28 protein-coding genes and 1 tRNA gene are annotated in these 26,691 nt (G+C 59.9%); 15 read left to right on the forward strand and 14 right to left on the reverse strand.

Going from position 1 to position 26,691, the window contains the following annotated elements; genetic code table 11:
- Positions 1-132 precede the first annotated feature (132 nt).
- The 3 genes from hisA to J7399_RS00935 all read left to right on the forward strand — a co-directional run bounded on the left by hisA (position 133) and on the right by J7399_RS00935 (position 1,703).
- Complete coding sequence (gene hisA, locus J7399_RS00925) at positions 133-855, forward strand: 1-(5-phosphoribosyl)-5-[(5-phosphoribosylamino)methylideneamino]imidazole-4-carboxamide isomerase (RefSeq protein ID WP_209083608.1); 723 nt, start codon at positions 133-135, stop codon at positions 853-855.
- On the forward strand, positions 852-1,154 hold the full coding sequence (locus J7399_RS00930) for a hypothetical protein (RefSeq protein ID WP_209083609.1): 303 nt from the start codon (positions 852-854) through the stop codon (positions 1,152-1,154). The genes hisA and J7399_RS00930 overlap by 4 nt, the downstream gene beginning before the upstream one ends.
- 72 nt (positions 1,155-1,226) lie before the next feature.
- Complete coding sequence (locus J7399_RS00935; protein WP_209083610.1) at positions 1,227-1,703, forward strand: DUF2867 domain-containing protein; 477 nt, start codon at positions 1,227-1,229, stop codon at positions 1,701-1,703.
- 21 nt (positions 1,704-1,724) lie between these two features.
- Here the strand turns inward: J7399_RS00935 and J7399_RS00940 are convergent, their stop codons facing one another.
- Positions 1,725-2,171: a DUF302 domain-containing protein gene (locus J7399_RS00940; RefSeq protein ID WP_209083611.1), complete on the reverse strand. Its 447-nt coding sequence runs from the start codon at positions 2,169-2,171 to the stop codon at positions 1,725-1,727.
- A gap of 143 nt (positions 2,172-2,314) precedes the next feature.
- On the opposite strand from J7399_RS00940, the gene hisF reads away from it, so the two are divergent.
- The 4 genes from hisF to J7399_RS00960 all read left to right on the forward strand — a co-directional run bounded on the left by hisF (position 2,315) and on the right by J7399_RS00960 (position 5,874).
- The gene (gene hisF, locus J7399_RS00945) at positions 2,315-3,112 is read left to right on the forward strand and encodes an imidazole glycerol phosphate synthase subunit HisF (RefSeq protein ID WP_209078136.1); all 798 of its coding nucleotides are present in this window, start codon (positions 2,315-2,317) and stop codon (positions 3,110-3,112) included.
- The gene (locus J7399_RS00950; RefSeq protein WP_209083613.1) at positions 3,109-3,426 is read left to right on the forward strand and encodes a phosphoribosyl-ATP diphosphatase; all 318 of its coding nucleotides are present in this window, start codon (positions 3,109-3,111) and stop codon (positions 3,424-3,426) included. The genes hisF and J7399_RS00950 overlap by 4 nt, the downstream gene beginning before the upstream one ends.
- A 67-nt stretch (positions 3,427-3,493) precedes the next feature.
- Positions 3,494-4,033 (forward strand): hypothetical protein, encoded by a 540-nt coding sequence (locus J7399_RS00955; protein WP_209083616.1) that lies wholly within the window; start codon positions 3,494-3,496, stop codon positions 4,031-4,033.
- 98 nt (positions 4,034-4,131) lie between these two features.
- A complete protein-coding gene (locus J7399_RS00960; protein WP_209083619.1) occupies positions 4,132-5,874 on the forward strand; it encodes an ATP-binding protein in 1,743 nt (580 codons plus the stop codon).
- A gap of 21 nt (positions 5,875-5,895) precedes the next feature.
- Here the strand turns inward: J7399_RS00960 and J7399_RS00965 are convergent, their stop codons facing one another.
- From J7399_RS00965 to rlmB, 3 genes are all read right to left on the reverse strand, one after another.
- Positions 5,896-6,363 (reverse strand): CoA-binding protein, encoded by a 468-nt coding sequence (locus tag J7399_RS00965; protein ID WP_209060610.1) that lies wholly within the window; start codon positions 6,361-6,363, stop codon positions 5,896-5,898.
- A gap of 381 nt (positions 6,364-6,744) precedes the next feature.
- Positions 6,745-7,086 (reverse strand): hypothetical protein, encoded by a 342-nt coding sequence (locus J7399_RS20900; RefSeq protein WP_348539437.1) that lies wholly within the window; start codon positions 7,084-7,086, stop codon positions 6,745-6,747.
- Between the two features lie 112 nt (positions 7,087-7,198).
- On the reverse strand, positions 7,199-7,990 hold the full coding sequence (gene rlmB / locus J7399_RS00975; RefSeq protein WP_209083621.1) for a 23S rRNA (guanosine(2251)-2'-O)-methyltransferase RlmB: 792 nt from the start codon (positions 7,988-7,990) through the stop codon (positions 7,199-7,201).
- 140 nt (positions 7,991-8,130) lie between these two features.
- Here rlmB and J7399_RS00980 point away from each other — a divergent pair.
- Positions 8,131-8,214, forward strand: a tRNA-Tyr gene (locus tag J7399_RS00980).
- 141 nt (positions 8,215-8,355) lie between these two features.
- On the opposite strand, the gene J7399_RS00985 is transcribed toward J7399_RS00980, so the two are convergent.
- The 4 genes from J7399_RS00985 to J7399_RS01000 are packed head-to-tail and all read right to left on the reverse strand — an operon-like array spanning position 8,356 to position 12,312.
- Positions 8,356-9,156, reverse strand: coding sequence for an SDR family NAD(P)-dependent oxidoreductase (locus tag J7399_RS00985; RefSeq protein WP_209083624.1), 801 nt, complete (start codon positions 9,154-9,156; stop codon positions 8,356-8,358).
- A complete protein-coding gene (locus J7399_RS00990) occupies positions 9,153-10,091 on the reverse strand; it encodes an SDR family oxidoreductase (RefSeq protein ID WP_209083626.1) in 939 nt (312 codons plus the stop codon). The genes J7399_RS00985 and J7399_RS00990 overlap by 4 nt, the downstream gene beginning before the upstream one ends.
- Entirely contained in the window at positions 10,088-10,996 is a 909-nt protein-coding gene (locus J7399_RS00995; RefSeq protein ID WP_209083628.1) for a bile acid:sodium symporter, read from the reverse strand. The genes J7399_RS00990 and J7399_RS00995 overlap by 4 nt, the downstream gene beginning before the upstream one ends.
- The gene (locus J7399_RS01000) at positions 10,993-12,312 is read right to left on the reverse strand and encodes an NAD(P)-binding domain-containing protein (protein WP_209083630.1); all 1,320 of its coding nucleotides are present in this window, start codon (positions 12,310-12,312) and stop codon (positions 10,993-10,995) included. The genes J7399_RS00995 and J7399_RS01000 overlap by 4 nt, the downstream gene beginning before the upstream one ends.
- Positions 12,313-12,432: 120 nt before the next feature.
- On the opposite strand from J7399_RS01000, the gene J7399_RS01005 reads away from it, so the two are divergent.
- From J7399_RS01005 to J7399_RS01020, 4 genes are all read left to right on the forward strand, one after another.
- Entirely contained in the window at positions 12,433-13,044 is a 612-nt protein-coding gene (locus J7399_RS01005) for a TetR/AcrR family transcriptional regulator (RefSeq protein WP_247742690.1), read from the forward strand.
- 99 nt (positions 13,045-13,143) lie between these two features.
- Positions 13,144-14,148: a hypothetical protein gene (locus tag J7399_RS01010; protein WP_209083632.1), complete on the forward strand. Its 1,005-nt coding sequence runs from the start codon at positions 13,144-13,146 to the stop codon at positions 14,146-14,148.
- Positions 14,149-14,363: 215 nt separating this feature from the next.
- The gene (locus tag J7399_RS01015) at positions 14,364-15,656 is read left to right on the forward strand and encodes an O-acetylhomoserine aminocarboxypropyltransferase/cysteine synthase family protein (protein ID WP_209060646.1); all 1,293 of its coding nucleotides are present in this window, start codon (positions 14,364-14,366) and stop codon (positions 15,654-15,656) included.
- A gap of 213 nt (positions 15,657-15,869) precedes the next feature.
- On the forward strand, positions 15,870-18,395 hold the full coding sequence (locus J7399_RS01020) for a hypothetical protein (RefSeq protein ID WP_209083634.1): 2,526 nt from the start codon (positions 15,870-15,872) through the stop codon (positions 18,393-18,395).
- A 112-nt stretch (positions 18,396-18,507) separates the two neighbouring features.
- On the opposite strand, the gene hppD is transcribed toward J7399_RS01020, so the two are convergent.
- Positions 18,508-19,605, reverse strand: a complete 1,098-nt coding sequence (gene hppD / locus J7399_RS01025; protein ID WP_209083636.1) for a 4-hydroxyphenylpyruvate dioxygenase — start codon at positions 19,603-19,605, stop codon at positions 18,508-18,510.
- A gap of 158 nt (positions 19,606-19,763) precedes the next feature.
- On the opposite strand from hppD, the gene J7399_RS01030 reads away from it, so the two are divergent.
- Both J7399_RS01030 and J7399_RS01035 read left to right on the forward strand, forming a co-directional pair.
- The gene (locus tag J7399_RS01030) at positions 19,764-20,219 is read left to right on the forward strand and encodes an Lrp/AsnC family transcriptional regulator (RefSeq protein ID WP_209083637.1); all 456 of its coding nucleotides are present in this window, start codon (positions 19,764-19,766) and stop codon (positions 20,217-20,219) included.
- Between the two features lie 28 nt (positions 20,220-20,247).
- Complete coding sequence (locus J7399_RS01035; protein ID WP_209078113.1) at positions 20,248-22,131, forward strand: cation:proton antiporter; 1,884 nt, start codon at positions 20,248-20,250, stop codon at positions 22,129-22,131.
- A 15-nt stretch (positions 22,132-22,146) separates the two neighbouring features.
- On the opposite strand, the gene cobT is transcribed toward J7399_RS01035, so the two are convergent.
- On the reverse strand, positions 22,147-23,157 hold the full coding sequence (cobT, locus tag J7399_RS01040) for a nicotinate-nucleotide--dimethylbenzimidazole phosphoribosyltransferase (RefSeq protein WP_209083638.1): 1,011 nt from the start codon (positions 23,155-23,157) through the stop codon (positions 22,147-22,149).
- Between the two features lie 82 nt (positions 23,158-23,239).
- Here cobT and cobS point away from each other — a divergent pair, with 82 nt between their 5' ends.
- Positions 23,240-24,013: an adenosylcobinamide-GDP ribazoletransferase gene (gene cobS / locus J7399_RS01045; protein ID WP_209083639.1), complete on the forward strand. Its 774-nt coding sequence runs from the start codon at positions 23,240-23,242 to the stop codon at positions 24,011-24,013.
- Positions 24,014-24,224: 211 nt separating this feature from the next.
- On the opposite strand, the gene J7399_RS01050 is transcribed toward cobS, so the two are convergent.
- From J7399_RS01050 to J7399_RS01065, 4 genes are all read right to left on the reverse strand, one after another.
- Positions 24,225-24,995 carry a potassium channel family protein gene (locus tag J7399_RS01050; RefSeq protein ID WP_209083640.1) on the reverse strand — a complete coding sequence of 257 codons (771 nt, stop codon included), beginning with the start codon at positions 24,993-24,995 and terminating at the stop codon, positions 24,225-24,227.
- A 116-nt stretch (positions 24,996-25,111) separates the two neighbouring features.
- A complete protein-coding gene (locus J7399_RS01055; RefSeq protein WP_209060663.1) occupies positions 25,112-25,621 on the reverse strand; it encodes a CarD family transcriptional regulator in 510 nt (169 codons plus the stop codon).
- Positions 25,622-25,920: 299 nt separating this feature from the next.
- Positions 25,921-26,259 carry a ferredoxin FdxA gene (gene fdxA / locus J7399_RS01060; protein ID WP_209060666.1) on the reverse strand — a complete coding sequence of 113 codons (339 nt, stop codon included), beginning with the start codon at positions 26,257-26,259 and terminating at the stop codon, positions 25,921-25,923.
- Between the two features lie 53 nt (positions 26,260-26,312).
- Positions 26,313-26,690, reverse strand: coding sequence for an RNA-binding S4 domain-containing protein (locus J7399_RS01065; protein ID WP_209083641.1), 378 nt, complete (start codon positions 26,688-26,690; stop codon positions 26,313-26,315).
- Position 26,691: the final 1 nt, after the last annotated feature.

Raw genomic sequence — 26,691 nt, forward strand, 5'->3', positions numbered from 1 at the left:
GAGCGGGCGATTCCGATCAACACTGACTTTGGGTCACGCGGCGGTATTGACCAAGCCCAGCCGCGTTGCAATTTGAGCAAGACCGTGCCACACGCTTGGCCAACAATCACTCAGACAAAACAGGGCCCGATTATGATCCTCTACCCGGCCATCGACCTCAAAGACGGCAATGCCGTGCGCCTGCTGCATGGCGACATGGACAAAGAGACCGTGTTCAATGAAAACCCCGCCGCGCAGGCGATGGAGTTTGTCAACGCGGGCTGTGAATGGCTGCATCTGGTGGATCTGAACGGCGCTTTTGCCGGTGAGCCGGTGAATGCCGCGCCGGTAGAAGAGATCCTGAAGCAGACCAATGTGCCGGCCCAGCTGGGCGGCGGTATCCGCGATATGGCCACCATCGCGCGCTGGATCGACAAAGGCCTGAGCCGCGTGATCCTCGGCACCGTGGCGGTTGAGAACCCCGATCTGGTGCGCGAAGCGGCCAAGGAGTTCCCCGGCAAAGTGGCTGTAGGCATTGATGCGCGCAACGGCAAAGTGGCGACCAAGGGCTGGGCGGAAGAGACCGACGTGATAGTCACCGATCTGGCCAAGTCCTTTGAGGACGCAGGTGTGGCGGCGATCATCTACACCGACATCATGCGCGATGGCGCAATGAAAGGCCCCAATGTGGAGGCCACCGCGGCGCTTGCGCAGGCTGTTTCGATCCCTGTGATTGCCTCTGGTGGTGTGAGCTCTCTGGAAGACCTGCAGGCGCTTAAGGACTGTGATGCCGCGCTGAACGGGGCGATTTCGGGCCGGGCGCTCTATGACGGGGCGATTGATCTGGCTGAGGCGCTGAAAGTCCTGAAGGCATGAGCCTGCGCCGCCGGATCACCTATGGGGGGCTGGGCCTGATATTGGCCCTCTCCCTGATCCCGGCGGCATATGTCTATTGGGCCCAAAGCACGGCGGAAAAACACGGCTGTGACTTTGGGCTGGCGCTCCAGCAGAACGGCTGCTGGGTGGATGGCGTCAATATCGCCAGCCAGCTTAACGCGGCCTACTCCAAAGCGGGGCTTGTTGTGCTGACGCTGCCGATCGGATTTGTGGCCATGCTGGCCCTGATCCTGATGATTGCCGCCGACCTGAGACGCCGCGCAGCCCCCAAGGCGTGACGATTGGTCCTCTGGCTTCAAAGCTCCCGCACTCCCAGATTTTGAGGTGAGGCGACAAGAAGGAGCTGCAAAATGTTGGGCGCATTCACCAAAGTCAACGCAGCGCAGCTGCCAGCGGACAGTCTGCTGCAGAGCCGCGTGACAGAGGGCGATTTTCTGGATTGTTACCGCGCAAAATGCGCTCTGCCCGCACGTGTGGCGGCGGATGAAGTCACGCGTTTTCCAGACTGGGCGCAGGTGTTGGTGGCGCTGCGCAATAAGCTCGTGGCACCGCTGGGCCTCAAAGGTGCATCAGATGTAGAGGACGCCCATGCGGGCGTAGATCACGTTGGCATTTTCCCGATTGAAGCGCAGACAGATCAGGAGGTGATCGCCGGGTTCAACGATCACCATCTGGATTTCCGTGTGTCGATCTACAGCACCGGAGAGCATATCTATCTGTCAACATGGGTGCATCGCCACAACCTGACAGGCCGCCTGTATCTGGCGACGATCATGCCTTTTCACGTGCTGATCATACGCGATGCGCTTCGTCGGGTCGCGGGCTGACGCCCGCTGCCCCAAGAGACGTTACTCGCCCGCCGCTGCGGCGGTCAGTTTGGCCAGAGCGCCGCGCATTGTGGCGATAAAGGCGGCATCCTCGGCAATATCCAGACCCGCGAACATCTGCGCCGGGTCCTCATAGGTCAGGTGGACCTGCCCTTGTGCGTCCTGATAGGCCAGCACTTTGAGCGGCAGGAACAACCCGGCCTTGATGTCTGCCTGCATGGCGGGAGTGCCAATCTTCGGATTGCCAAAAATCAGCAGCTCCGCATCAGACAGCTCTGCGCCCACATTGGCGGCGGCGCCTGCGTGATCCACACGCGCAAAGACTTTGGCACCGGCGTTTTCCACGGCGGCGGCCAGCGCATCAACGGTCTGTGCGACCGATTTGTTGGACGGGACAGACAAAAGCTCCGCTTGGGCCGGAAGGGTGGAAGACAAGGCAATGGCTCCTGCAATGAGAATATTTTTCATGGTGATCTGCTCCAAAAATGAGATCGTGGGATCAGTCACGACATCATAGCGCGATTTGCCAATCACGTTTTCTCGATAAGCGGAAAAACCGCGCTCTTGGCGTCCCGCAGATAAGCGGGTATGAGGGCGCAAAGAGGTGTCCAATGCTAAAAACCCGCATCATTCCCTGTCTGGATGTCGCTGATGGCCGCGTGGTCAAAGGTGTGAACTTTGTTGGCCTGCGCGATGCGGGGGATCCGGTGGAGGCCGCGCGCGCCTATGACGCCGCTGGCGCGGATGAAATCTGCTTTCTGGACATCCATGCGACCCATGACAACCGGGGCGTGATGATCGACATGGTGCAGCGCTGTGCCGAGCAATGCTTTGTGCCGCTGACCGTGGGTGGCGGCGTGCGCACCGTGGCCGATGTGCGGCGGCTGTTGCTGGCGGGAGCGGATAAGGTGAGTTTTAACTCCGCAGCCGTGGCTAACCCGGATGTGATCGCCGAAGCCTCAGCGCAATTTGGCAGCCAGTGCATTGTGTGTGCAATTGATGCCAAGACCATTGGCCATGATGAGAACGGCGTGCCCAACAAATGGGGCATCTTCACCCATGGTGGCCGCAAAGCCGCGCTGGATCAGGATGGCAACCCGATTGACGCGGTGGAATTTGCCAAGCTGGTGGTGGCCAAAGGCGCCGGGGAAATCCTGCTGACCTCGATGGACCGTGACGGCACCAAGGCGGGCTTCAACCTGCCGCTGACCAAAGCCATCAGCGATGCGGTCAACGTGCCGGTGATTGCGTCGGGCGGCGTCGGCAATCTGGACCATCTGGTGGAAGGCGTGACCAAAGGCGGCGCAAGTGCAGTGCTGGCCGCATCGATTTTCCACTTTGGCGAATACACCGTGCAGGAAGCCAAGCAATATATGCATGACGCCGGTATCCCGATGAGGCTGACATGAGTGTTCTGAACGATCTTGCGGCCACCATTACCGAGCGCGCCAAAGCGGACCCGGACAGCAGCTGGACAGCCAAGCTGTTGGCCAAGGGTCCGGAGAAATGCGCCGAGAAATTTGGCGAAGAGGCCATTGAAGCGGTGATTGAAGCCGTGAAAGGGGATCGCGAAAAGCTGACCTATGAGGCGGCGGATGTGCTGTTTCACCTGCTGGTGATGCTGGAGGCGCGCGATGTGACGCTGGACGATGTGCTGGCGGAGCTGGCGCGGCGGCAAGGCATGAGCGGCATTGCCGAAAAAGCGGCGCGCACCAAAGCGTGATACGGGCCGCAATTGCCAAGTCCGGAGGGTTCCTATAGGTGGCCAACTGGTATTTGAGGCAGGCGGTATGACACGTTTGGGATTGGTGATTTGGGGGCTTATTGCGGCCCTGTTTCTGACAGCATGTGGCGTGCCCCAAGAGGCCTTGAGGCCGAATCCCGCAGAGCTGGCACAGGAAATCCTCGCGCTTGATGCTGATGTGGACATCGATGAGGCAAACCGCGTGGCGCGTATCGCCTATGAATACCCGCTGGAGCTGCGCGTGGTCTATAACGTCACCGACGGCCCACTGATCCACAACACCAAGGTCAATCAAGGGCTTAGGCCGCGTGGGCTGTGCTGGCACTGGGCCGATGACCTTGAGGCGCGCCTGCGTCAGGAAGACCTGCAAAGTCTGACGCTGCACCGCGCCATCGCCAATCATGATAATATTCGCATCGAACACAGTACTGTCATTGTGAGTGCTAAGGGCGACAACATGCGCGAGGGCATCGTGCTCGACCCCTGGCGGTACGGCGGATACCTATATTGGGCGCCGGTTTTGGAAGATGAGCGTTACGTCTGGGAAGAACGCAACAAAGTCTTTGCTGCCAAGGGCCTGAGATAGATAATTCACGCATTTTGGAACAGAGTTCCGCTATATGTATTCAGCAGGCTTTAACGCTTGCTGGGTTACAGCGGCAGTGATCACGAGTACGATTGAGCATGACCAAACCACTCAAGGCGATTTCCAGCGCATTCCTTGCCTACTTTTGGCCGGAGATGGCGGTCGACGACAATTTCGACCACGCCCGGACACGCTTGGTCTGTGTCTTTTCCCTGATTGTAGGGACAATCGGCCTGCTGCACAGCATTCCGGTCTACTATATCTCTGACACGCTGCCGGATCATGGGGTCCTGATCTCCAACTTGTTTTGCCTGACCTATTTTACCGTGCCCGCGATCTGGCACAGGACCCATAACCTGCGTCTGGCTGCCTTTGTGCTGGTGGCGATCTTCTGGGTCCATATGGAATACCTGCTGATCGCGGATCGCTCTGACATCTGGCGGCGGGAGCTGTTTCTGATCGGGCCGCCCATTATCCTGCTCATCCTTGTGGGACGTTTCAGCGCGCGCATTGCAACGGCACTGATGGTGGCAAATTTTCTGGTGCTTTCAATTGTGTTTGATGCCTTCCCTGTAGAAGGCACATTGGCGATGACCGCAGCGCTCTGCACGTTGATGGCCGGGCTGTCGATGTACTTCACCGAGGTGAACAAAAAAGAGGTCCACCTCAAAGAGCTGCGCGATGAGGCGCAGCTGGCAGATGCACAAAAATCTGAGTTTCTGGCCAAGATGAGCCATGAAATCCGCACCCCTCTCAATGGGTTAAGTGGCGTTCTTCAGCTGCTCGACGAAACGGATTTGACCCCGGAACAGAAAGAGCTGGTGCAGATAGGGCGCAGCTCCGGACGGAACCTGATGGGGCTGATCAACGGTGTGCTGGATTATTCCAAGATCGCGGCGGATGGCATCACCATTGAGCAGATCCCCTTTGCGCGCGATGCGCTTTTGACCACGGCGGTTCAGTCTCAGCAGGCGGCGGCCACGGCGGCGGGCCTTGAGCTCAAAGTCTATCAGGACCCGCGCCTGCCAAGCTGCCTGCGCGGGGATCCGGTGCGGCTCAATCAGGTGATCACCAATCTGCTGAGCAATGCGATCAAATTCTCCAAAGAGGGCGACATTCGCTGCGAGATGATCCGGGATGGGGATTTTGTCAGGGTCTCTGTTACAGACCGGGGCATTGGCCTCACCGAGGAGGCCCAGACCCGGGTGTTCAACAAATTTGAGCAAGCCAGCACCGCCACCAGCCGCGAGTTTGGTGGCACGGGGTTGGGGCTTGCGATCTGCAAAGAGCTGGTGGAGCTGCTGGGCGGCCGGATTGGTGTGAACAGCACCCCGTTGCTAGGCAGCACCTTCTGGTTCACCTTCCCGCTGATCGAAGCAGATACACGGGAGAGCCAGTCTGCGCTCCCTGTGGGTGACGCAGGTGAGCCGTCCGCCACTGATTTTGCCGGCACCCATGTACTGGTGGTGGAAGACAACAAGACCAACCAGCTGATCGTGCGTCGGTTTCTGCAGAGCATGCAGATCACCATGGATGTGGTCGATGATGGCCACCCTGCCCTGCAGCTCTGCGCGACGCGGCACTACGATCTGATCCTGATGGACATCCAGCTTCTGGATATGGACGGTATGGAAGCGGCAGCGATCCTGCGCAGCGGCCCCGGCCCCAACCAGCGCACGCCGATTGTGGCGCTATCAGCCAACATCCTGCCCGAACAGACCAACGCCTATCTGAAGGCGGGTATGAATGCCTGTCTGGGCAAACCTTATCGCAAAGATGAGCTGGTGAAAGTCATGGCCCGTCTGTTGGACCGCAGCAATACGGACGTCAGCGCAGCCTGATCACAGCCCCCGTTTCAAAGGCTAAAGCTTGGACGAAATCACACCGGTGGCAAAACCGCCCATGCGCAGCTCTCCAAAGAGGCGCTGATATTCGATCTTGGGACAGCGGTTTTGAATGACATCAATCCCCTGCGCCTCTGCCTTGGCCGCCGCTTCGGCATGTTCCACACCGATCTGCATCCAGATCGTTTTGAGCGCGGGCAAATGGGTAAGCGCCTGATCGACAATTGGCGGCACCGCTTCTGAGCGGCGAAAGATATCCACCATATCCACAGGCGCGGAAATTTCGGACAAATCAGCCACCACGGTTTCCCCAAAGAGCGTTTTGCCCGCATGGCCCGGATTGACCGGAATGACCCGATAGCCTTTCAGCGACAGATACCGCGCCACATAGTAGCTGGGCCGCACCGTATTCATGGAGACGCCTACAACGGCGATCACCTTGCTGCGTTTGAGAATCTTGCGGAGAAAATCGTCTGTGTCGCTCATGGAGGCAGGCTAGAGCACCTGTGTGAGACTTAAAACGCTTATTCGCAACGCCGCGCTTAAAGCACATCTAAAGCACATGGGCGCAGGCACATCCGGATGTCAGACAAAAAAACGCCCAAGGGGGGACCTTGGGCGCAGGTTCGGAACGAGGGACAGTGAAGCGAAACACAGCGGCTCCGATGGCTGTGTTTCCTGTTACTCTACATAAGATCGCAGAACTGGATGTGAAGAGATGATCAGATTCATGTGAAGATAGCGTTACCAAAACCTTTACAATTGCGCTTATTGAGCTGGTTAGCGGAGCGGTTTTGGGGCCTGAAACAGCGGCCTATCTTCAGATGCAGAAGCTGGCGCGGCGATGCGGTAAGCCGCGCCAACGGCTCAATCAAAGATGTCTTCAATCACATCAAACGCCTCTTTCAAAAACCAACCCACCGTGGATTTCTTTTTGCGCTTTGGGCGTTTCTTATTCTTTGGCGGCTTGCTGGCCGATTTTGCGCTGTAGGCAGCATAGTCGGGCGATTTGGCTTTACGCCGCTTCTCGCCCTTGTCTTTGCTTCTGGGCGCTGCCTCCTGCACCGCGCTCACGCGCAGGTGTTTGAGATCATGCAGAGGCGCGCCGCAATTGGAACAGGCGAGCTCATGCCGGGCCTCGCCGCGCAGCACTAGGGCGGCGCGGGTGCCGCAATAACAGCAAGTGGCGATTTTGGATGCGTGTGCGATGAGCCCCTCCTCCGCGTTCTGGCGTTTCTGCCTCTACCTAAGCACTGCGCCGCGCCCTTGGGAGCCTCCGGCGGGGATATTTTTGGCAAGAGGAAGAGGCATCGCGCCGCGCTCAGCTTTGTGCGCTTTGCGGCAGTGAGGCATAAAGCGCGACTGCCGCAGCATTTGAGACATTGAGCGAGCCAAAAGCCCCGGCAAAATTGATTTTCACCAGTTGGTCCACGGTCTCTTTGGTTTTCTGCCGCAGGCCCGGGCCTTCTGCACCCAGAACCAGCGCGATGGGCATGTCGCGTTTGCCCTCAAGCGCATGCTCAATGGTGTGCTCCGCTTCGCCATCCATGCCCAGCACCAGATACCCCATGTTCTGCAGGGCCGTGATGGTGTCCGCCAGATTGCGCTCACGCAGATACGGCTGGCGTTCCAGCGCCCCGCTGGCGGTTTTTGCCAGCGCACCTGTTTCCGGCGCGGAATGATGGCGCGTGCCAATCACGGCCAGTGCGCCAAACACTTCGGCAGAGCGCAGGATCGCGCCCACATTATGGGGGTCGGTCACCCGATCAAGCAGAATCAGCCGCTGCGGACGGTCATCAGACGCAATCGCCACATCGGAAAGGCGGCCCCAGTTGAGCGGTTTCACCTCAAGCGCGGCGCCCTGATGCACCGATTGCGGATCAATCGGGGCTTTGAATTTGCGCGGATCCACCACTTCGGGCGTGATGCCGGAAGCGGCGATGGCCTCAGCCAATTTATCCGCCGCATTTTTGGTCACGATCAGGCGCAATTTTTCCCGCGCGGGATTCGCCAGTGCGTCCCGCACCGCGTGCAAACCGAACAACCAGACGGTTTCTGACGCCTCTTTGCGCTTGGCCTGTTCTTTTTCCACGACCCACTTGGGTTTTTTCATCGCTCTGCACCTTCAAAATAAGAGGGTTTCACCAATGGGCAAAAGAAGCGCCTCACGCAACCACTTTTCTGGTTGACGCCCCCCGCGCATCACAGTAATCACCCCCTCACACCAACGAGGCCAGCGCGCCTCAGGAGAGTGGGCGACAGGCCGCAAGGTGTGGCAGGGGACTGTAACTCCCTCGCGGAGACGCACGCTTGGTTCGATTCCAAGGTCGCCCACCACTTTCCATCTTATCAGTGACTTAGAGCACATTTTGGATGTGGCGGGATGCCATATCGCCGTCGTTATTGAGACCTTTGGTGGCCTCTTCGCACTGAGCAGTCGCCCCTTAAGACATTTAGCGCTCATCTAGCGCTTCACGCTCAGCGATCCGTCGCCTCGCCCGTTTCGCCTTTGATCGTGCGCGCCATGAGCCATTGATAGAAGGCTGGCGAAACGCGGTTGAGCATATGGGCGAGTTTGGACACGCGGCCCACCGCCACAAAATCTCTGCCTTGGCGAAACCCGCGCAGAATTGCGGTGGCGGCCTGTTCCGGCGTCATGGCGTCTACCGCGTCAGCTGCACTGCCCGGCGGTGAGATGCCGAGCGCATCGGTGCCGCCCTGTGGGTTGGTTGCGACAAAAGACGGGGCGGCGACACAGACCCGCACGCCAAAGGCTTTTTCCTCCGCCCTGAGAGAGCCAAAAAAACCGGCCATGGCGTGTTTGGAGGCGGCATAGGCCGCGCGTTGGTAGAGCGGGGCAAAACCTGCCACTGAGGTGAGCACAAGGTGAGCGCCCTGACTTTGGCGCAGGGCATTCTGAAACGCCTGCGCCATAGCGACGGCGGCGAAATAGTTGACCTCAAAGAGATGCCGGTGCGCGGGGTCTGAGAGTTTGGCCACCGGTCCAATCGTGGTGACGCCCGCCGCATAGACCAGCAGGTCAATACGTTCAAAGCAGGCCAGAATTTTCTCACAACAGGCGGCAAGCTGCGCGGGATCGGTGAGATCACATTTCATCGGCAATTGCGTGTTTGAGATCTGCAGGTCGCTGACCTCACGATCAAGCAGCACCACCTGCCAACCCTGCTCTTGCAGCTGTTTTGACAGGGCAGAACCAAGCCCTCCACCGCCACCGGAGATCACGGCGGTTTTGCGCCCTCCTCCCCGCGGCTCGCTCATGAGCGCTGGTTCCGATGCCAGAATTCAAACACCTCGCGGCTGGATTTCTCCGGTGTGTAGCCAAAATCTCGTTTCAAAGCGGTGTTGGAGAGCACGGGGCGGTATTGCAGGAAGCTGACCTGTTCCGGGCCATATTGCGACAGACCAAGCGGGCGCGCCACGGCGAGCGCGGTGCGCAGCAGCCAGGCGGGAAGTCGCAACACGGGCTTGCCCATCACATCGGAGAGATCATCCACGCTGAGCGCGCCGTCGCCAGCGACATTATATATGCCTGCGGGGCCATCCGTGGCCGCGCGCAGCAGGATACGAGCGAGATCGCGGTTCCAGACAAAGACAAAGGGGCTGTCACTGCCCTGCACCGCCAGAAGGCGCGGTTTGTGGAAGAGATCGGTGATCTGATTGTCGGTGCGACGCCCGAGCACCGTGCCGACCCGCAGCACAACCTGTTCGAGGAATGGCGCGTTGTGGCGCACCTCGGCCAGAAATTCTTCGACCAGTCGTTTGTGATGGGCGTAGGCAAATTCCGCATTGCCCCGGATGTCATCACTTTCGTGCAGCGGCACAGGGTTGTCGGCGTGATAGCCGTAAGCGGCGCCTGAGGAGGTGATCACCAGACGCTTGGTGCCAGCCGCAAGGGCTGCGGTGACCACGGAGCGGGTCCCGACCACATCCACGGCGTAGGCCATATCCCGCGTGCTGTCTTTGGGGGGCGTCACAACGGAGGCCAGATGCACAATCACATCCGGCTGATAGCGTGCAATCACCCGCAGCGGGGCATCGGTGGTGACATCCATGGGATGAAACCGCGCATTGGCGGGCAGCTCTTCGGGGGCTTGCACGTCACAGGCGATGACCTCATGGCTGGTTCTGGCGAGCTCCGCCAGAAGGGCTGAGCCAACCATGCCAGCGGCCCCGGTTATCAGGATACGGGTCATCGTGCAGCCTCTGTCCGGTTCATGATCATGGCCAAACCGAGGCCGGTAATCGCATGCCAAATCCCCCAAAACGCAGCCACCACGGCCATGCCGCCAAGCCCGCCGAAAAAGCCAAAAATAAGGATCAGGCCGAGGCCTGAGTTCTGAATACCGGTTTCGATGGTGACCGCGCGCCGGTCATAGGCGGAAAGCCCCATCGCGCTGGCGATGCTGAAGCCGGTGATCAGCGCCAAAGCGTTGTGCAGGAGCACCAGCGCCGCCACAGCGGTCGCAAATTGCAAAAAGTAGTCCCAGTTGGAAATCAGCGCCAAAACGATGAAGGCGATGAAAATGGCCATGGCCACATTTTGCAGCGGGCGGCGCAGACGGGCTGTCAGCTCGGGGCGCGCGCTGTTGAGCGACACACCAAGCACCAGAGGCAGGATCAACATCAGCCCCACCGTGATCGCGACCGACACCGGATCAATCTGCGTGGCCTGCAAGATCGCGCGCGTTGGCGCATAAAGCGCGCCCCAGAACGCGATGTTGAGCGGCGTCATCAGGATGGCGCCGACGGTGGCAAATGCGGTCATGGACACGGAAAGGGCCGCGTTTCCGCCCGCGCGATGGGTGATGTAGTTGGAGATATTGCCGCCCGGACATGCCGCCACCAGCATCAGGCCCAAGGCGATGGAGGGCCGCGGTTGGGTGAGCAAGACCAGCACAAAGGTCACGGCAGGCAGCAGCAGAAATTGCGACACCAATCCCGTGACCAAGGCGCGCGGTGCCTGGACCAGCCGGCGGAAATCGGCAGGTGTCAGGTCGATGGCAATGGCAAACATCACCACCGCCAGAACCGCATTAAGCACGGTCAATGAGGTTGCGCTGAAGTTCAGCACAACCGCATCCAGACTGGCCTCAGTCATTTGGGTTGCTCCGCCTCTAGCGCTTTGATCCAGCGCGTCACAGCGCCACGGTATGTGGCCTTGTCAACGTAGTAGGCCATGCGCGGCAGTTCGAGGTAAGACATTCCACCGGTTGCGCGCGTGAAGCCGGACCGCTTCTCACGCTGGAGTTTTTTCGCCGCAGCACTGCCGCTTCTCAGCCCGCGTAGGTATCTCGCGACCATTTCCGCCTGCTCGTGCCGCCCCTGCCAGCCAAGCCCTGTGGCCTCCACCATGCCCAGCACAAAGAGGTCATCGCGCTCAGGATGCATGGCGTTCAGATAGAGATGTGGTGCATCTTTTTGCCAGTTGAGCAGTTTTTGGTCGATGAACGGATAGTCGAGTTTGTAGCCGGTTGCAGCAAGGATCATATCATAGTCGGCTTGCCCGCCGTCCGTGAAAGTCACCGTTTTCCCGGAAATATCGGCAATATCCGCGCGGATGGTCAGATCGCCGTGGCCCGCGTGATAGAGCACCAGCGAATTCACCACTGGATGGCTTTCGTAAAGTTTGTAGTCGGGCTTGGGGAAGCCATACTTCTGAGGATTGCCGACAAACCACTTGAGGATCAGCCCATCGACCCGACGTTTGAGCCACATCGGCAGCTTGATCGCGCCGCCCATGGTGTCAGCCGGTTTGCCAAAGACATATTTGGGCACGAAATAATAGCCGCGCCGCATCGACAGATCGCAGCTCTGCGCGTGATGCACCGCATCCACCGCGATGTCGCAGCCCGAGTTGCCTGCCCCCACCACCAGCACGCGTTTGCCGGCAAATTGCTCCGGATGGCGATAGGCGGCGGCATGCAGCAGCTCGCCGTCAAACTGCCCCGGAAACTTGGGCATATTAGGGGTACTGAGCGTGCCATTTGCGATCAAAACGCCCGCATAGACGGCGCTATGCGTTTGCCCTCCCTGTCGCCAAATGACACGCCAGCCCGCGCCGTTGTCCCCTTCCGGCGCTAACTCTGTGATCTCCGCCCCAAACCGAAAATGGCGGCGCAGATCAAAATGCTCTGCGAAGTCGCGAAAATAGCGGGCCATCTCGCGGTGAGACGGGTACTCCGCCACCTCCGCATCCATGGGAAAATCCGCGAACTCCGTCATGGTCTTTGAGGAGATCAGATGTGCGCTTTCATACATGGTCGAGCGCGGCCCCTCGATGTCCCACAGCCCGCCCACATCAGAGTGCAGCTCAAAGCCATCAAACGCGATGCCCTGCGCGCGCAGCACCTTGGCCATGGCCAAACCCATCGGCCCCGCCCCGACGAGGGCGAATTTTTCGCGCGTTTCTGACATTCCGGTCTCCTTGAGAACGTTATTTAAGTTGAACGGTCGTTAAATATAAGGCAAGCTGTTTTTATGAGCCGTGATTTCCTACAAGAAAAACAAAGACAAAGGGCCCCTTCCAAGAAGGCATTGGAGACCCGGACACGGATCTTTGACGCAGCGGAAAGGGTGTTCTCGCGCCACGGTTACGATGCGGCATCGATTCGCGATATCGCCGCTGAGGCCGGGGTTCAGGGCGCGCTGGTGAACCACCATGGCGGCAGCAAAGAAGAGCTGTTCTGGCGGGTGGTGGCGCGCCGTGCCGACATCCTGAACGCCGCACGGACCGAGGCGCTTGCGGCCTGCAAATCCCAAGGCGGGTTCACACTCAACGCCGCGCTCACATGCTATTTTGAGCCCTATCTGTCCCGGGCAGACTGCGGCGATGCACAGTGGCTGGCCTATGCGCGGCTGGTGGCTATTGTTTCCTCTGACACGCGCTGGCAAGAGCTGGCGTCGGTGTGTTTTGACCCCACCGCCATGCAGTTTGTGGAAGAAATCGCAGCGCTCTACCCACCTCAGGCCCGGGCCGCGGTGGCCACCGGATTTGTCTATTCCGTTGCCGGAATGCTGGCACTTTTGACCGCGCAATGGCGGATGGAAGCACTTGGCGACAGCCGTAAAGATGCCCAAAGCCGCCTGAGTGAGCTGGTGACCTTCTGCGCGGCGGGCATAGAGGCCAGTGCAGCGCAGGCACGGTGACCGGAAAGACCGCGTTTGCAAAAAAATCGAATGTGCGCTTTTGCAACTCTGCCTGCAGGCCTATAGTTGCAAAAACAATCGCGCAGAGCAGCAGAGCAGATGGCAAAAAAGCCTTTGAAATCACAGAGCTTCAACATCGTTGTTGTGGGGCAGAACGGGCGCTTGCAATATGAGGCGGCGCTGTTTGCGGCCTCGCTGCGCGCCAAGTCCCCCAATTTTGCAGGCCGCCTGTTTGTGGCTGAGCCGCAGCCCGGGCCGCGATGGGAAAAAGACGTGCGCATCGGCAACCCGCAGGTGCGTGAGTTGCTAGAAGAGCTGGAGGCAGAAATCCTGCCGTTTGAAAGCCGCGCCTTTGGCGAGGACTATCCTTATGGCAATAAGATCGAGCTGCTGAGTGCGCTGCCTGAAGGGGAACCCTTTGTCTTCTTTGACAGTGACACGCTGATCCTTGATGACATCACCAAAGTGCCGTTCGATTTTGAGCGCCCCTCCGCAAGTCTGCGGGTGGAGGGCACATGGCCGGAGCCGCCGCTCTATGGGCCGGGCTACAACGGGATCTGGAAAGCGCTTTATGACCGCTTCGGGCTCGACTTTGAAAGCTCCCTCGATCTGAGCCAGCCCGATGAGTACTGGCGGCGCTATCTCTATTTCAACGCCGGGTTCTTCTACTACAAATGCCCCAAGATGTTTGGCGCGCGCTTTCTGGACTATGCCACCAGCATTCAGAACGACCCACCGGACGCGCTGGCCTCCCAGACATTACGCCCCTGGCTCGATCAGATTGCGCTGCCGCTGGTGATCCATGGGCTTGGCGGCGGGCGGGATGCGCTGCCTGAGGGGCTGCTTGATGGATCGGTGAGCTGTCACTACCGGCTGATGCCACTGCTTTATGCGCGGGAGGCCGATCATGTGGTCACAGCGCTGGAGGAAATTGCCGCCCCCAACCGGATCAAGAAGGTGCTGAAACAATATGAGCCCTTCAAGCGGATGATCTATCAAAAGCGCGGGCATAAGGCGCGGGCGCTGTTTGATCGTGAACATCTGCCGCGACGTGAACAAGCCATACGTAACACGCTGAAAAAGAACGGATATTGGCTGCGCTGAGACAGACGCAGACAAGGGCTACCTGTTACGGTATGCGCGCGTGAGCGCCAGTTTTAGAAACATCCCCTTCGCAGGAAAGCGGGCGGCTTCGGCCTTGCATGGCGGTTTTCTGTCCGGCCTTGAGCGGCCTTCATCACGAAGTTGCGACTTGTTCGGTTGCACGACAGCGCGGCGCCCCCTAACACTTGTCGCCAAGAAAGTTAGGGAGAGACAACATGACCGACGGACCCACCTACGGTTTTGACACATTGCAAATTCATGCGGGCGCGCGGCCGGATCCGGCGACCGGCGCACGCCAGACACCGATTTATCAGTCCACTGCCTATGTGTTTCGCGATGCAGAACACGCGGCGGCGCTCTTCAACCTGCAGGAAGTGGGCTATATCTACTCGCGCCTGACCAACCCGACCGTGGCGGTTCTGCAAGAGCGCATTGCCACGCTTGAGGGCGGTGTCGGGGCGGTTTGCTGTTCCTCTGGTCACGCGGCCCAGATCATGGCGCTGTTCCCGCTGATGCAGCCGGGCTGCAATGTGGTGGCTTCCAACCGGCTTTACGGCGGCACAGTCACGCAGTTCAGCCAGACCATCAAACGCTTTGGCTGGTCCGCGAAATTTGTCGACACCGATGATCTGGACGCGGTGAAAGCCGCGGTGGATGAGAATACCCGCGCGGTGTTTTGTGAATCTGTGGCCAACCCTGGCGGCTATATCAGCGACATCGAAGCGCTCGCGGCAATCGCGGATGAGGCAGGTGTACCGCTGATCGTCGACAACACCTCGGCCACGCCGTACCTCTGTAACCCGATCAGCCTTGGCGCCACATTGGTTGTGCATTCCACCACCAAATATCTGACCGGCAACGGCACCGTTACCGGTGGCTGCATTGTGGACAGCGGCAAGTTTGACTGGTCCGCCAGCGACAAATTCCCCTCCATGAGCCAGCCGGAGCCGGCTTATCACGGGCTGAAGTTCCACGAGACCTTTGGCCCGCTGGCCTTCACCTTCCACGGCATTGCGGTGGGGCTGCGTGATCTGGGCATGACCATGAACCCGCAGGCCGCGCATTACACGCTGATGGGCATTGAAACCCTCAGCCTGCGCATGGAGCGCCATGTGCAAAACGCCAAGGAAATCGCGGGCTGGCTCGAGACCCATGAGCTGGTGGATTATGTGACCTACGCGGGGCTTGAGAGCTCGCCTTACCACGATCGTGTGGAGCGGATTTGCCCGAAAGGCGCTGGCGGCCTGTTCACCGTGGCGCTCAAGGGCGGCTATGCGGCCTGCGTGAAATTTGTAGAGAACCTTGAGATTTTCTCTCATGTGGCCAACCTCGGCGATGCGCGCAGCCTTGTGATCCACTCGGCCTCCACCACGCACCGCCAGCTGACACCAGAGCAGCAGGAAGCGGCCGGAGCAGGGCCAAATGTGGTGCGGATTTCCATTGGCATCGAGGCGGCGGCAGACCTGATCGCCGATCTCGACCAGGCACTGAGAAAGGCGCATGGCTAAGCCTGCGCCCTTTCTGACGACAGCTTTTCAAAACGCCTCGCGCAAACCCGCCGGGGCGTTTTTTCTATGGCGATGGAACTTTGGCTCAATTGGCAGGCATCAAGGGGCGGATCACACCAAGTGTTTGCTTCCCCTTCGGCGATAACTTGCTATAAATTCGGCAATTCCGCAGGAACACGGGCATCCTGCACATCACCATGTTAGGGCTGTTCCATGACTCCGGATCTTGCGCTCACCCTGTCTTATCAAGGCATTAGCCTCCTCACCCGCGTTCAAGGCGGCTGGCATCTTCTGGGGGAGGTGTCGCTGGAGTCTGACGATCTCACCGCCAAACTTGCCGAGCTGCGCGAGATGGCGACCGCTTTGGGCGGCGTGGGGTTTCAGACGATGCTGGTGCTGCCCAATGACCAGATCAAATATCTGGACCTGCCTGCCGGTGAGATGAGCGAGAGCCGCCGCCGGATGCAGACCGAAGAGGTGCTGGAGAGCGCCACGCCTTACCGTGCCGATCAGCTGATGTTTGATGTGTCGCTGCAAGGGGACACGCCGCAAGTGGCAGCTGTGGCGCGCGAGACCCTGGCCGAGGCGGAGGCTTTTGCCACGGAGCATGATTTCAATCCGGTGTGTTTCACGGCGATCCCGCCTGCGGGGAGCTTTGCCGGAGCACCGGATTTTGGCCTGACTGACGCGGCACAGCGCGCGGGCCTGCAGCTGGTGGCTGATCGCAGCGCGATAGAGGTGGTCGGATCCGGCCCCCTGCCTGTCGCCGAGGCGCCAGTGCCCGAGAGCGCTGCCCCTGAGAGCCTCCCGGAAGATATCGAGGTGGAAGCTGAGCCAGAGCTGCCTGAAGCCGCGCCCGAGGAGCCTGTTATTGAAGCGCCAGCCGAGGTGGCTGTGGAGGCACCAGCGGAAGTTGAGGTCTCTGCACCCGATGATGTGGCCACAGATCAGGACACTGACGAAAGCGCCTCAGCCTCAGCGACCACCCCTGAGACTCCGGCAGGTTTTGCCTCTGTTCGCGCGCATCGGGATGCGCCGGACGCCGCGCCCAAACGCGCCTTGGGCGGTGCCACCCGCGATGTGACCGGCACCAATGCCCCCAGCATCCCCGTACCCCGCGACAGCGATGCAACCGCCATCCGGTTTGATCCGGCCAAAGCGGTCGCCGGGCTGACTGCAGAACGCGGTGAGGAGGATGCCCCTGATCTGATGCGCGATGCAGACAGCGGTGGCGACACCAGCACCTTCGCCAGCGCGCGCAACAAGACCAAAGTGGCCGGCCCAGCGCCAAAGACGCCGCGAAATGATCCCAAGCCGCGCCGCAACAAAAAACAGGCCTCCAAACCGGCAAATGCAGACCAACAGAACCTTACGATGTTTGGCGCACGCAGAGGCGAAGTGGGCGGCAAGCCACGCCATCTCGGGCTGATCCTGACCACGCTGTTGCTTGTGTTTATGGGGCTTGTGGCGCTCTGGGCCTCGTTGTTTCTGGAAAACGGCATTGCGGGGCTGATCGGTCGCGAACAGGCGGTTGAGGTTGCGACAGCACCGTCGTCTGAAAGCGGTGAGCCTGAAGACACGCCGGTTTTGGCCGAAGACGCGACTGACGCTGATGCGCTGCCTGCGGCGGAAGAGGTGATTGCGATCACGGTTCCGGACGGGCTGACACCTGATGGGACAAATGGCACGCAAACCGCGCTGCTGGAGCCCCTGCCCCCTGAAGACCTTGCGCCAAAAGAGCTGGCAGAGAGCGTTGAGGACGGCGGCGAAGCGGCCACCACCGTCGCGCAGGCCCCGGCGCTGACACCTGAAGAGGCTGAGGCGCGTTATGCGGTGACAGGTATTTGGCAGCTGGCGCCGGAGCCATTGGCCGCGCTGACCGAAGACAGCAGCGACTCGATCTATGTGGCCTCCATTGATCGGCTGACATTTGGCTTGGACGCGGTGGCGCTGCCGGGTGTGGACGCCCTGACCACAGATGAGGTGCTGCCGACACAGGTCAATCCGCTGGCCGCCAGCGTGGCTTTTGATGTGGACGCGCGCGGTCTGGTGGTGGCCACACGTGAAGGCGCGCTGAATGCCGAAGGTGTGATGGTTTATGCCGGGCGTCCTCCGGTGGTGCCTGCGGCCTATCCCAAACGGATCATCGTGGCAGATGCCCTGCGCCTGCAAAGCGATGCGCGGCTGGCGAGCGTTCGGCCGAAACTACGGCCAAGTGATCTGCTGGAGCAGAACGAGCGCGCCACGTTTGGCGGTCTGTCGCGCGCAGAACTCGCCAGCATTCGCCCGCAGTTGCGCCCAGAAAGCGCGCAAGACGTGGGTGTCGCGGATCGCGCCCCGACCCAATTCGCGGTGACAGCCTCCCTGCGCCCACGCCAGAAACCTGCCAATATTGCGCAGCTGGCCGCGCGCGCAACGCAGAATGAGGCGGAAACAGCGACGCCGGTTGCCGCCGCGCCGCCCGCCGCAACTGTGGTGCCAACCATTCCATCGACCGCCTCTGTGGCGCGTCAGGCCACCATCAACAACGCAATCAACCTAAGAAAAACCAGCCTGATCGGGGTTTATGGCACCTCGTCAAACCGCCGCGCCTTGGTGCGTCTGCCAAGCGGGCGCTACAAGAAGGTGCAGGTGGGGGACCGGATCGACGGCGGCAAAGTGGCGGCGATTGGCGAAGATGAGCTGCGCTATGTCAAAAGTGGCCGCAACCTCGTTCTGAAGATGCCGAAAGACGGCTGAACCCTTCTGACAGTGCGGCGCGGAAGCGCAAAAGGAAAAAGCGCCGCCCGCATATCTGCGGAACGGCGCTCCCCTCCCTCCCGGACTTTGCCGGATCTCGTGGCGGCGGTTGTTATTCAGCCGCCTGAATTTCCCCGTTGTTGATCTGCTCCTGTTCGATGGATTCAAACAGCGCTTTGAAGTTGCCCTCGCCAAAGCCATCGTCGCCCTTGCGCTGGATGAACTCAAAGAAGATCGGGCCGATCACGGTTTTGGAGAAGATCTGCAGCAGGATCTTGGTCTCACCACCGTTCACCACACCTTCGCCGTCAATCAGGATGCCATGCTTTTTCATACGGTCGAGCGGCTCTTCGTGATCCGCCACGCGGGTTTTTGACAGCTCATAATAGGCATCATTTGGCCCCGGCATGAACTTGATGCCTTTTTCGGCAATCGCATCGGTGGAGGCGTAGATGTCGTCGCTGCCCACCGCGATGTGCTGAATGCCTTCGCCGTTGTATTTCTTCAGATAGCTCACGATCTGGCCGGTTTCGCCGCGGTCCTCGTTGATCGGGATGCGGATCTTTCCGCAGGGCGATGTGAGCGCGCGGGAGAACAGGCCTGTGAACTTGCCCTCGATGTCAAAGAAGCGGATTTCGCGGAAGTTGAAGAGATCGCCGTAGAATTTGAACCACTTGTCCATGTTGCCTTTGAAGACGTTGTGGGTGAGGTGATCGAGGTAGAAGAAGCCATCCCCCTCAGGCTTGGAAGTCACCAGCCAGTCGAATTCTTCGTTGAAGGGCGAGCTGTCATAATACTGGTCGGTGAAATAGATCAGCGAGCCGCCGATGCCTTTGATCGCAGGCCAGTTCAGGGTCTTGTCATCCGCGTCATAAGGCTCTGCACCCTTGGAAACCGCATGTTCGTAGGCCTGCTGCGCATCGACAACACGCCAGCCCATAGACGGGGCACAGGGGCCGTGCTCTTCGACAAAGCGCGCAGCAAAGCTGCCGGGCTCCATGTTGAGGATGTAGGTCACATCCCCCTGCTGCCACAGCTCAATCGCCTTGGTCTTGTGGTTGGCCACATGGGTGTAGCCCATTTTGGCAAAGAGCGCGCGCAGCTCCTGCGGCTCGGGGTGGGCGAATTCGACAAATTCAAATCCGTCGGTGCCTGCCGGGTTGTAATCGGAAATCTCTGCGCGCGGTGCATCGTGGGGGAATGGGCCCATGGTGCGTCTCCTCCTTTGGTAAGCCAAAATGGCATTTGCCTGTTCACATTCAAAAATAAGGCGCAAGTGCCGCGCAAACACCGCAAAGTGACGTGCAATATTTACATTCAGCGCGTAGAATCTTCTTAGACACCAAAATCCATGCAAGAATTCCGCATATGCTTGATGACACAGACATGCGCCTGCTCACCGCGTTGCAGCGCGACGCCCATCTCACCGCGCAGGAGCTGGGCGACATCCTGAACCTGTCGCCAAGCCAGGCCGGGCGGCGACGTCAGCGGCTGGAGGCAGAAGGCTATATTGAGGGCTATATCGCGCGGCTGAGTGCGGGCCATCTTGGGCTGTCGGTGCAGGCCTTTGTGCAGGTGCAGCTCGGCACCCATGGGCCGGAGCAATCGCAGAGCTTTGCCACGCTGATCAGCACCCGCCCCGAAATTGTCAGCGCTTGGACATTGACCGGCGATGCGGACTATCTTTTGCGTGCCTATTGCGAAGACCTGACAGCGCTTAACCGTTTGATACACGAAGTGTTGTTACCGCATCCCGCAGTGAGCCGTGTGCAAAGCCAGATCGTGATGGATCAGCTCAAACGTGACGCCCCGTTGCCAACCTAACCCAAGCAGAAAGGCCCGGACGACCAGAATGGAAGAAGCCCTCTACACAGCCACTATATTTCTGATGACCACGGTGATTGCCGTGCCGATTTCCGCGCGTCTGGGGCTGGGATCGGTGCTGGGCTATCTCGCTGCGGGCATTCTCATTGGCCCGATTTTCGGGCTGGTGGGCACCCATGAGGCGGATGAGCTGTTGCATTATGCCGAGTTCGGCGTGGTCATGATGCTGTTTATCATCGGGCTTGAGCTGGACCCGCGCGCGCTTTGGGCGATGCGTGACAAGCTTGTGGGTTTGGGCGGATTGCAGGTGGGGCTTACCGGGCTGGCCGTGTTTGCCCTTGCCGTGGCGCTGGACCGGCCCATCAATGTGGCGATTGCCTGCGGCATGATCTTTGCTCTCTCCTCCACAGCGATTGTGCTGCAAACCCTGACGGAAAAGGGCCTGATGCAGACAGGCGGCGGGCGATCGACCTTTGCGGTGCTTCTGACGCAGGACATCGCGGTGATCCCGATGCTCATCATCCTGCCGCTGCTGGCGGGTGCCGCGGTGCCGCAGGTGATGGCGGATGGCTCTATTTCGGTGGGCGCGCATGGCCATGAAGACGCCGCGCATGGGCTGTCTCTTGTGGATGGTCTCCCCGGCTGGGGCATCGCGCTGGTGACGCTGGGCGTGGTGGCGGCCATTGTCATTGGCGGGCGCTACCTGACCCGGCCCGTGTTCCGCTTTATCCATGCTGCGCATCTGCCGGAGATGTACACGGCGCTGGCCCTGCTGATTGTGGTCGGCATTGCCTTTCTCATGCATCTGGTTGGGCTGTCCCCCGCGCTTGGCACCTTTCTCGCAGGCGTGCTGCTTGCCAACTCCGAGTTCCGGCACGAGCTGGAGAGCGACATTGCCCCCTTCAAGGGCCTACTGCTTGGGCTGTTCTTCATCACGGTCGGCGCGCAGATTGATCTGGATGTGTTCATTGCCGCGCCCGGTGACATCCTCGGGCTGACGCTTGCGGTGATGGCGCTGAAAGCCATGGTGCTCTATGGCATCGGCCGCGCCTTTGGCCTGCGTCACCGTGCGCTTTGGCTTTTCACACTTGGGCTGGCGCAGGCGGGGGAATTTGGCTTTGTGCTGATCACCACCGCCATGGGGCAAAATGTGCTGCCGCCTGCGCTGGCGGAGCGTTTGTTGCTGATTGTGGCGTTGAGCATGCTGATCACGCCGCTGCTGTTCATCCTTTACGATCAGATATCCAAACGGTTTGGCGACAAGGAAGAAGAGCGGCAGGAGCCTGACACGATTGACCGCACCGGGCCGGTGATCATCGCTGGCATTGGCCGGTTTGGGCAGATCGTAAACCGTCTTGTCCGCGCCTCGGGCTTTGAGACGGTTGTGCTGGATCACAACATTCAGACCATCGAAACCATGCGCCATTTTGGTGTCAAAGGGTTCTTTGGTGACCCGACCCGCCCTGAGATGCTGCATGCCGCCGGGCTAAAAGAGGCAAGTGTGCTGGTGGTGGCGCTGGATGATCCGGCAGCGGCCATCAAGCTCACGCATTACGCGCGGCGCGAACGCCCTGATCTGCACATCATCGCGCGCGCCAACAACCGCGGCACGGTCTATCAGCTCTATAATGCCGGGGCGAATGACATTGTGCGGGAGATGTTTGACAGCTCGCTACGCGCAGGCCGTTATGTGCTGGAAAACATTGGCCTCAGCGAATATGAGGCCGCCCGCGCGGAACAGGCGTTTTACAAACACGACCGCTATGCGGTGCAGGAGCTTGCGCAGGTCTGGCGCGAAGGTGTGCCAAGCGCGCAGAACGCCGAATATATCAAGCGTGCCAAAGAGTTGGAAAGCGAACTTGAGGCGGTGCTTCTCGCGCAGCTTCAGGAGAAGCCAAGCGAGGAAGCCTGATCAGGGGGCGCGGGATCAGCCGTCTGTCACACCCGCTTCAGCAAAGGTGGCCATGCCCGAGTGGCAGGCCACTGCCGCTTTCAGGATGTTGATGGCCACCGCCGCGCCGGAGCCTTCGCCCAGACGCATGTTGAGGCTCAGGATCGGCTCTTTGCCGAGCTGTGCAAGCACCGCGCCATGGGCCGCCTCGGCGCTGACGTGACCTGAGATCACGTGATCCAATGCGCCGTCTTGGGCGTCCGCCAGCGTGGCAGCGGCGGCAGAGGCAATAAAGCCATCCAGGATCACCGGAATGCGCAGGCTGCGCGCGCGCGCAATCGCGCCGACCATGCCTGCCAATTCGCGCCCGCCAAGGCAGCGCAACGCCTCAAGACCTTTGGGTGTGCCATTTGCGGCCACGCCTTCACGCACCACACGGGCTTTGTTGGCCAGACCTGCGTCATCGACACCGGTGCCGCGGCCCACCCAATCCTCAGAGGTGCCACCAAAGAGCGCGTGGGAAATCGCCGCGCCACTGGTGGTGTTGCCAATACCCATTTCACCCACAACCAGCAGATCGGCACCCTCTTTGACCGCAGACCAACCTGCTTGCAGCGCGGCCACCACCTCGGCTTCGCTCATGGCGGGGCCTTGAGTGAAGTCTGCCGTAGGTGTGTCCAGATCCAGCGCGATCACGTCCAGATCGGCACCGGCGGCACGGCTCAATTGGTTGATGGCAGCGCCGCCATGCTGAAAGTTCAGCACCATCTGTTCGGTCACTTCCGCTGGGAACGCAGACACGCCCCGCGCGGTCACGCCATGGTTGCCCGCAAAGATGATCACCTGCGGTGCCTCGATGGAGGGGCGTGGATTGCCGCGCCAGCCCGCATACCAAATCGCCATATCCTCAAGGCGTCCAAGCGCGCCGGGCGGCTTGGTCAGCTGGCCATTTCGGGCCTCAGCTTCGCCCATGGCTTGCTGATCCACGCCGGGGGCCTCCGCCAAAAGCGATTGAAACGCGGCGAGAGTGGAAAATTCTGCGGACATCGGCGGGGCTCCTGTTGAATTCTTATCGTCAGCACTGTTTAGCTCATTGCCAGCCCCCGGCAATACAGGAAAAGACGCAGACATGCCTGCTACCGACACGTCACCCTTTCGCCCCCGCGATATCAACACCGCGATTGCACTTCTGACGCGATTGCCGGTGCGCGCCGATTTCAGCCGGGGCGCCCGCGCCGCATGGGCCTACGGGCTGGCCGGCGCTGTGCTCGCGCTTCTGGCCGCGCTGCCAACAGCTGCCGCGCTGCTGATTGGCCTGCCCCCTGTGCTGGCGGCGATCATCTGGCTCACCGCGATGATCGTGATGAGCGGCGCGATGCATGAAGACGGCCTGGCGGACACAGCAGATGGTTTCTGGGGCGGCTGGGATCCGGCACGTCGGTTGGAAATCATGAAAGACAGCCGCATCGGCGCCTACGGCGTGATTGCGCTCTGCCTGTCGATTGCCGCGCGCTGGGGCGCGGTGACGCTGTTGCTGGAGGCGGATGTCTGGCTCTTTGGGCTGTTGGCGATTGCCATGCTCTCGCGCAGCACCATGGTGCTGGTGATGACCGCCCTGCCCCATGCGCGCGCAAGCGGGCTGAGCCATTCTCAGGGCCGCGCGCCGCGCGGTGGTGCGATCACCGGATTTGCGCTTGCTACGGTGGTGGCCTTTGGCTGCGCCGGTATTCCCGGCGTGGTGATGGGGGGCGTGGCCTTTGTGATGGCGGCGCTCTGTTCCGCAACCGCCAAGGTCAAGATCGGCGGGCAAACCGGCGATGTTCTGGGCGCGACACAGCAGATCACCGAAATTGCGCTGCTGTTCACATTGGTGGCTGCCGCGCAGTTTGACTGGCCGGTTTAACCGACCCAGCTAGAGAGATTTGGCAGGCCTTATGCGGGGCTGCCTAGAGTGCCCTTCTGGTAATCTTGGTCGCACGATTGCGACCATTGCGCGGAAGGCGAAGCCGACCAGCCCCCGACCCTCCCCAAGGGAGGGGGCTACACCCCCACCCAGGGTCGAGTGCTGGTCTATGCGACTGGATGCAGCCGTTGCCGATTGTCAGGACGAGGCTCTAGGCCCCGCGCGTCTTGATGTGCACGATGCTGCCGCAGTGTTTGCAGTGGATGGCATCCGGGTCATGACGCATCAGACCACAGGTCTGGCAGGTGAAATTGACCTTCTCGGGCTGAAAAATCGCCTGCGCGAGCCGCACAAACAGGGTCACCCCGACAACCATCACAAAGACGGAGAAGAGCTTTCCCAGCGGCGTGGCAAGCGTGATGTCGCCGTAGCCCGTGGTTGAGAGCGTGGCCACCGTGAAATAAAGCGCGTCGACATAGGGCGTGTCGGTCACGGTTTCATCAATGAAGAACGCCCGCGTGGTCGCCGCCGCCAGCATCACAAAGACAAAGAGGTTGATGCCCGCCGCCATGGCGTCTTCATGTTTGCGAAACCAGCCGCTGCCCCGGCGCAGGTCATAAAGCAGGTGATAGGACTGGATCAGGCGCAGACCGCGCAGCACCCAAAGGAAGGCGAGATTTCCGGCCACAAAGAGATCGAGAAACAGGCTGGCGATCACCACGATGTCGGCCAGCGTGTAGATGCGTGTGAGCAGAAACCAGCGGTCTTCCGACACCCAGAGCCGCGCCAGAAGCTCCAGCAGAATCGCCGCCCCCGCCACCCGGCTGAGCACCGTCAGTGCAAAGCCATATTCAAAGTTCACGGTCAGGAAAAAGAACAGCACCGTGAGCGCGTCAAAGATGACCAGCCCGTAGCGAAACCGCACCGCCCCCGGCGTATGCGCCGTATAAAGTCCGGTCAGAAACTTTTTCAGATCGCGCATCTCTGTCTCCCAGACTGGCGGAACCTAAGATCAGGTATCACAGGCAAGACCCTGTATAAAAATAAAAAAGACCGCACCAGAGTGCAGTCTTTTTCTGAAAGATATGGGCGCTGGCCTTATGCGGCGCGCGACACCAATACGTCGTCGACCTGCTTGGCTGCGGCGACTTCATCACCACCGGCCACAGCGGCCACTTCGCGGGTCAGACGCTCCAGCGCGGCTTCATAAAGCTGACGCTCAGAATAGCTCTGCTCGCGCTGATCATCGGTGCGGTGCAGGTCGCGCACCACCTCGGCAATGGCGATCAGATCACCGGAGTTGATCTTCTGTTCGTATTCCTGCGCGCGGCGCGACCACATGGCGCGTTTGACCTTGGCCTTGCCCTTCAGGGTCTTCATCGCCTGATCAATCACGTCAGGGGAGCTCAGACCGCGCATGCCAAAATGGGTGGCTTTGTTGGTCGGAACCCGCAGGGTCATCTTGTCTTTCTCAAACGAGATCACGAAAAGCTCCAGCTGCATGCCTGCAACTTCCTGCTCTTCGATGGAAATGATCTGCCCAACACCATGTGCGGGATAAACAACATAGTCGTTCGGGCTGAACTCGTTCTTCTTGGCTTTGCTCATGCAGTGCTTCCTTTGTGGGCCCCCAGTCCTGCCAGACAAAAAATTTCGCTCGGGAAAGGCGCTTTCCCGATACGGAATGTCCTCTGGTAGAAAAAGCCACCCTCAGCAAATGCGGGGATGGCTCTCAGGCAGTTATGTCCTCTGTGAAGGATATATAACACAAAAAATGGACCCTTTAAAGCGCAGCCCGCTTAAAAAGGTGTTTTGCGTAGCGTCTTCAGAGCGTTACGCTCTTTTTTAGGCCGGAGCGGCAATCCCGATATGCACAGGGCAGAGCGAATCGCCTCGACACCGATAGCTTAACCGCCTTCGCCCGGTGCTTCGGAGAAATATTTCTCCAATTTGCCGGTCTCGCCGTCTTTTTCTTCGTGACCGGGCAGCGGATCTTTCTTGGTGATAATCACTGGCCAGATTTCAGAATACTTGCGGTTGAACTCAACCCATTTTTCCATATCCGGCTCCGTGTCCGGACGGATGGCGTCCGCCGGGCATTCCGGTTCGCACACACCACAGTCGATGCATTCGTCCGGGTGGATCACCAGCGTGTTCTCACCTTCGTAAAAACAATCTACCGGGCATACCTCTACGCAGTCCGTATATTTGCATGCGATGCAATTGTCGGTCACAACATAGGTCATTTTGGGTTAGCTCACTTATCGTCAGATCACGTGCCTGACTAAATCAGCACGACTTAATCTTCAAGGCGGGAAGATATCATAAGATCGAGATTGCGGCGATCCTTCTTGGTGGGACGCCCTTTTCCGTCTGAACCCGGTGCCTTTGGAACAGGTTTCTCTTCCGGGGTCAGATCTTCGTATAATGTTTGCGCCTCAGGTGCCGGGCCACGCCGTTCCCCAAGCGCTGCCACCTTCACCACACGCACACGCCGCGCCTGTGGGAAGGTCAGCACGTCACCAATGCTCACCGCGTGGCTCGCCTTGGCAACTTTCTGGCCGTTCACCCGCAGATGCCCGCCGGTGACAAGTTTGGCCGACAGGCTGCGGGTCTTAAAGAACCGCGCCTGCCAGAGCCATTTGTCGACCCGCAGTTTTGGGGACGGCCCGCTCACG

It is taken from the genome of Shimia sp. R9_1, from assembly GCF_017743775.1.
Lineage (GTDB): Bacteria > Pseudomonadota > Alphaproteobacteria > Rhodobacterales > Rhodobacteraceae > Shimia.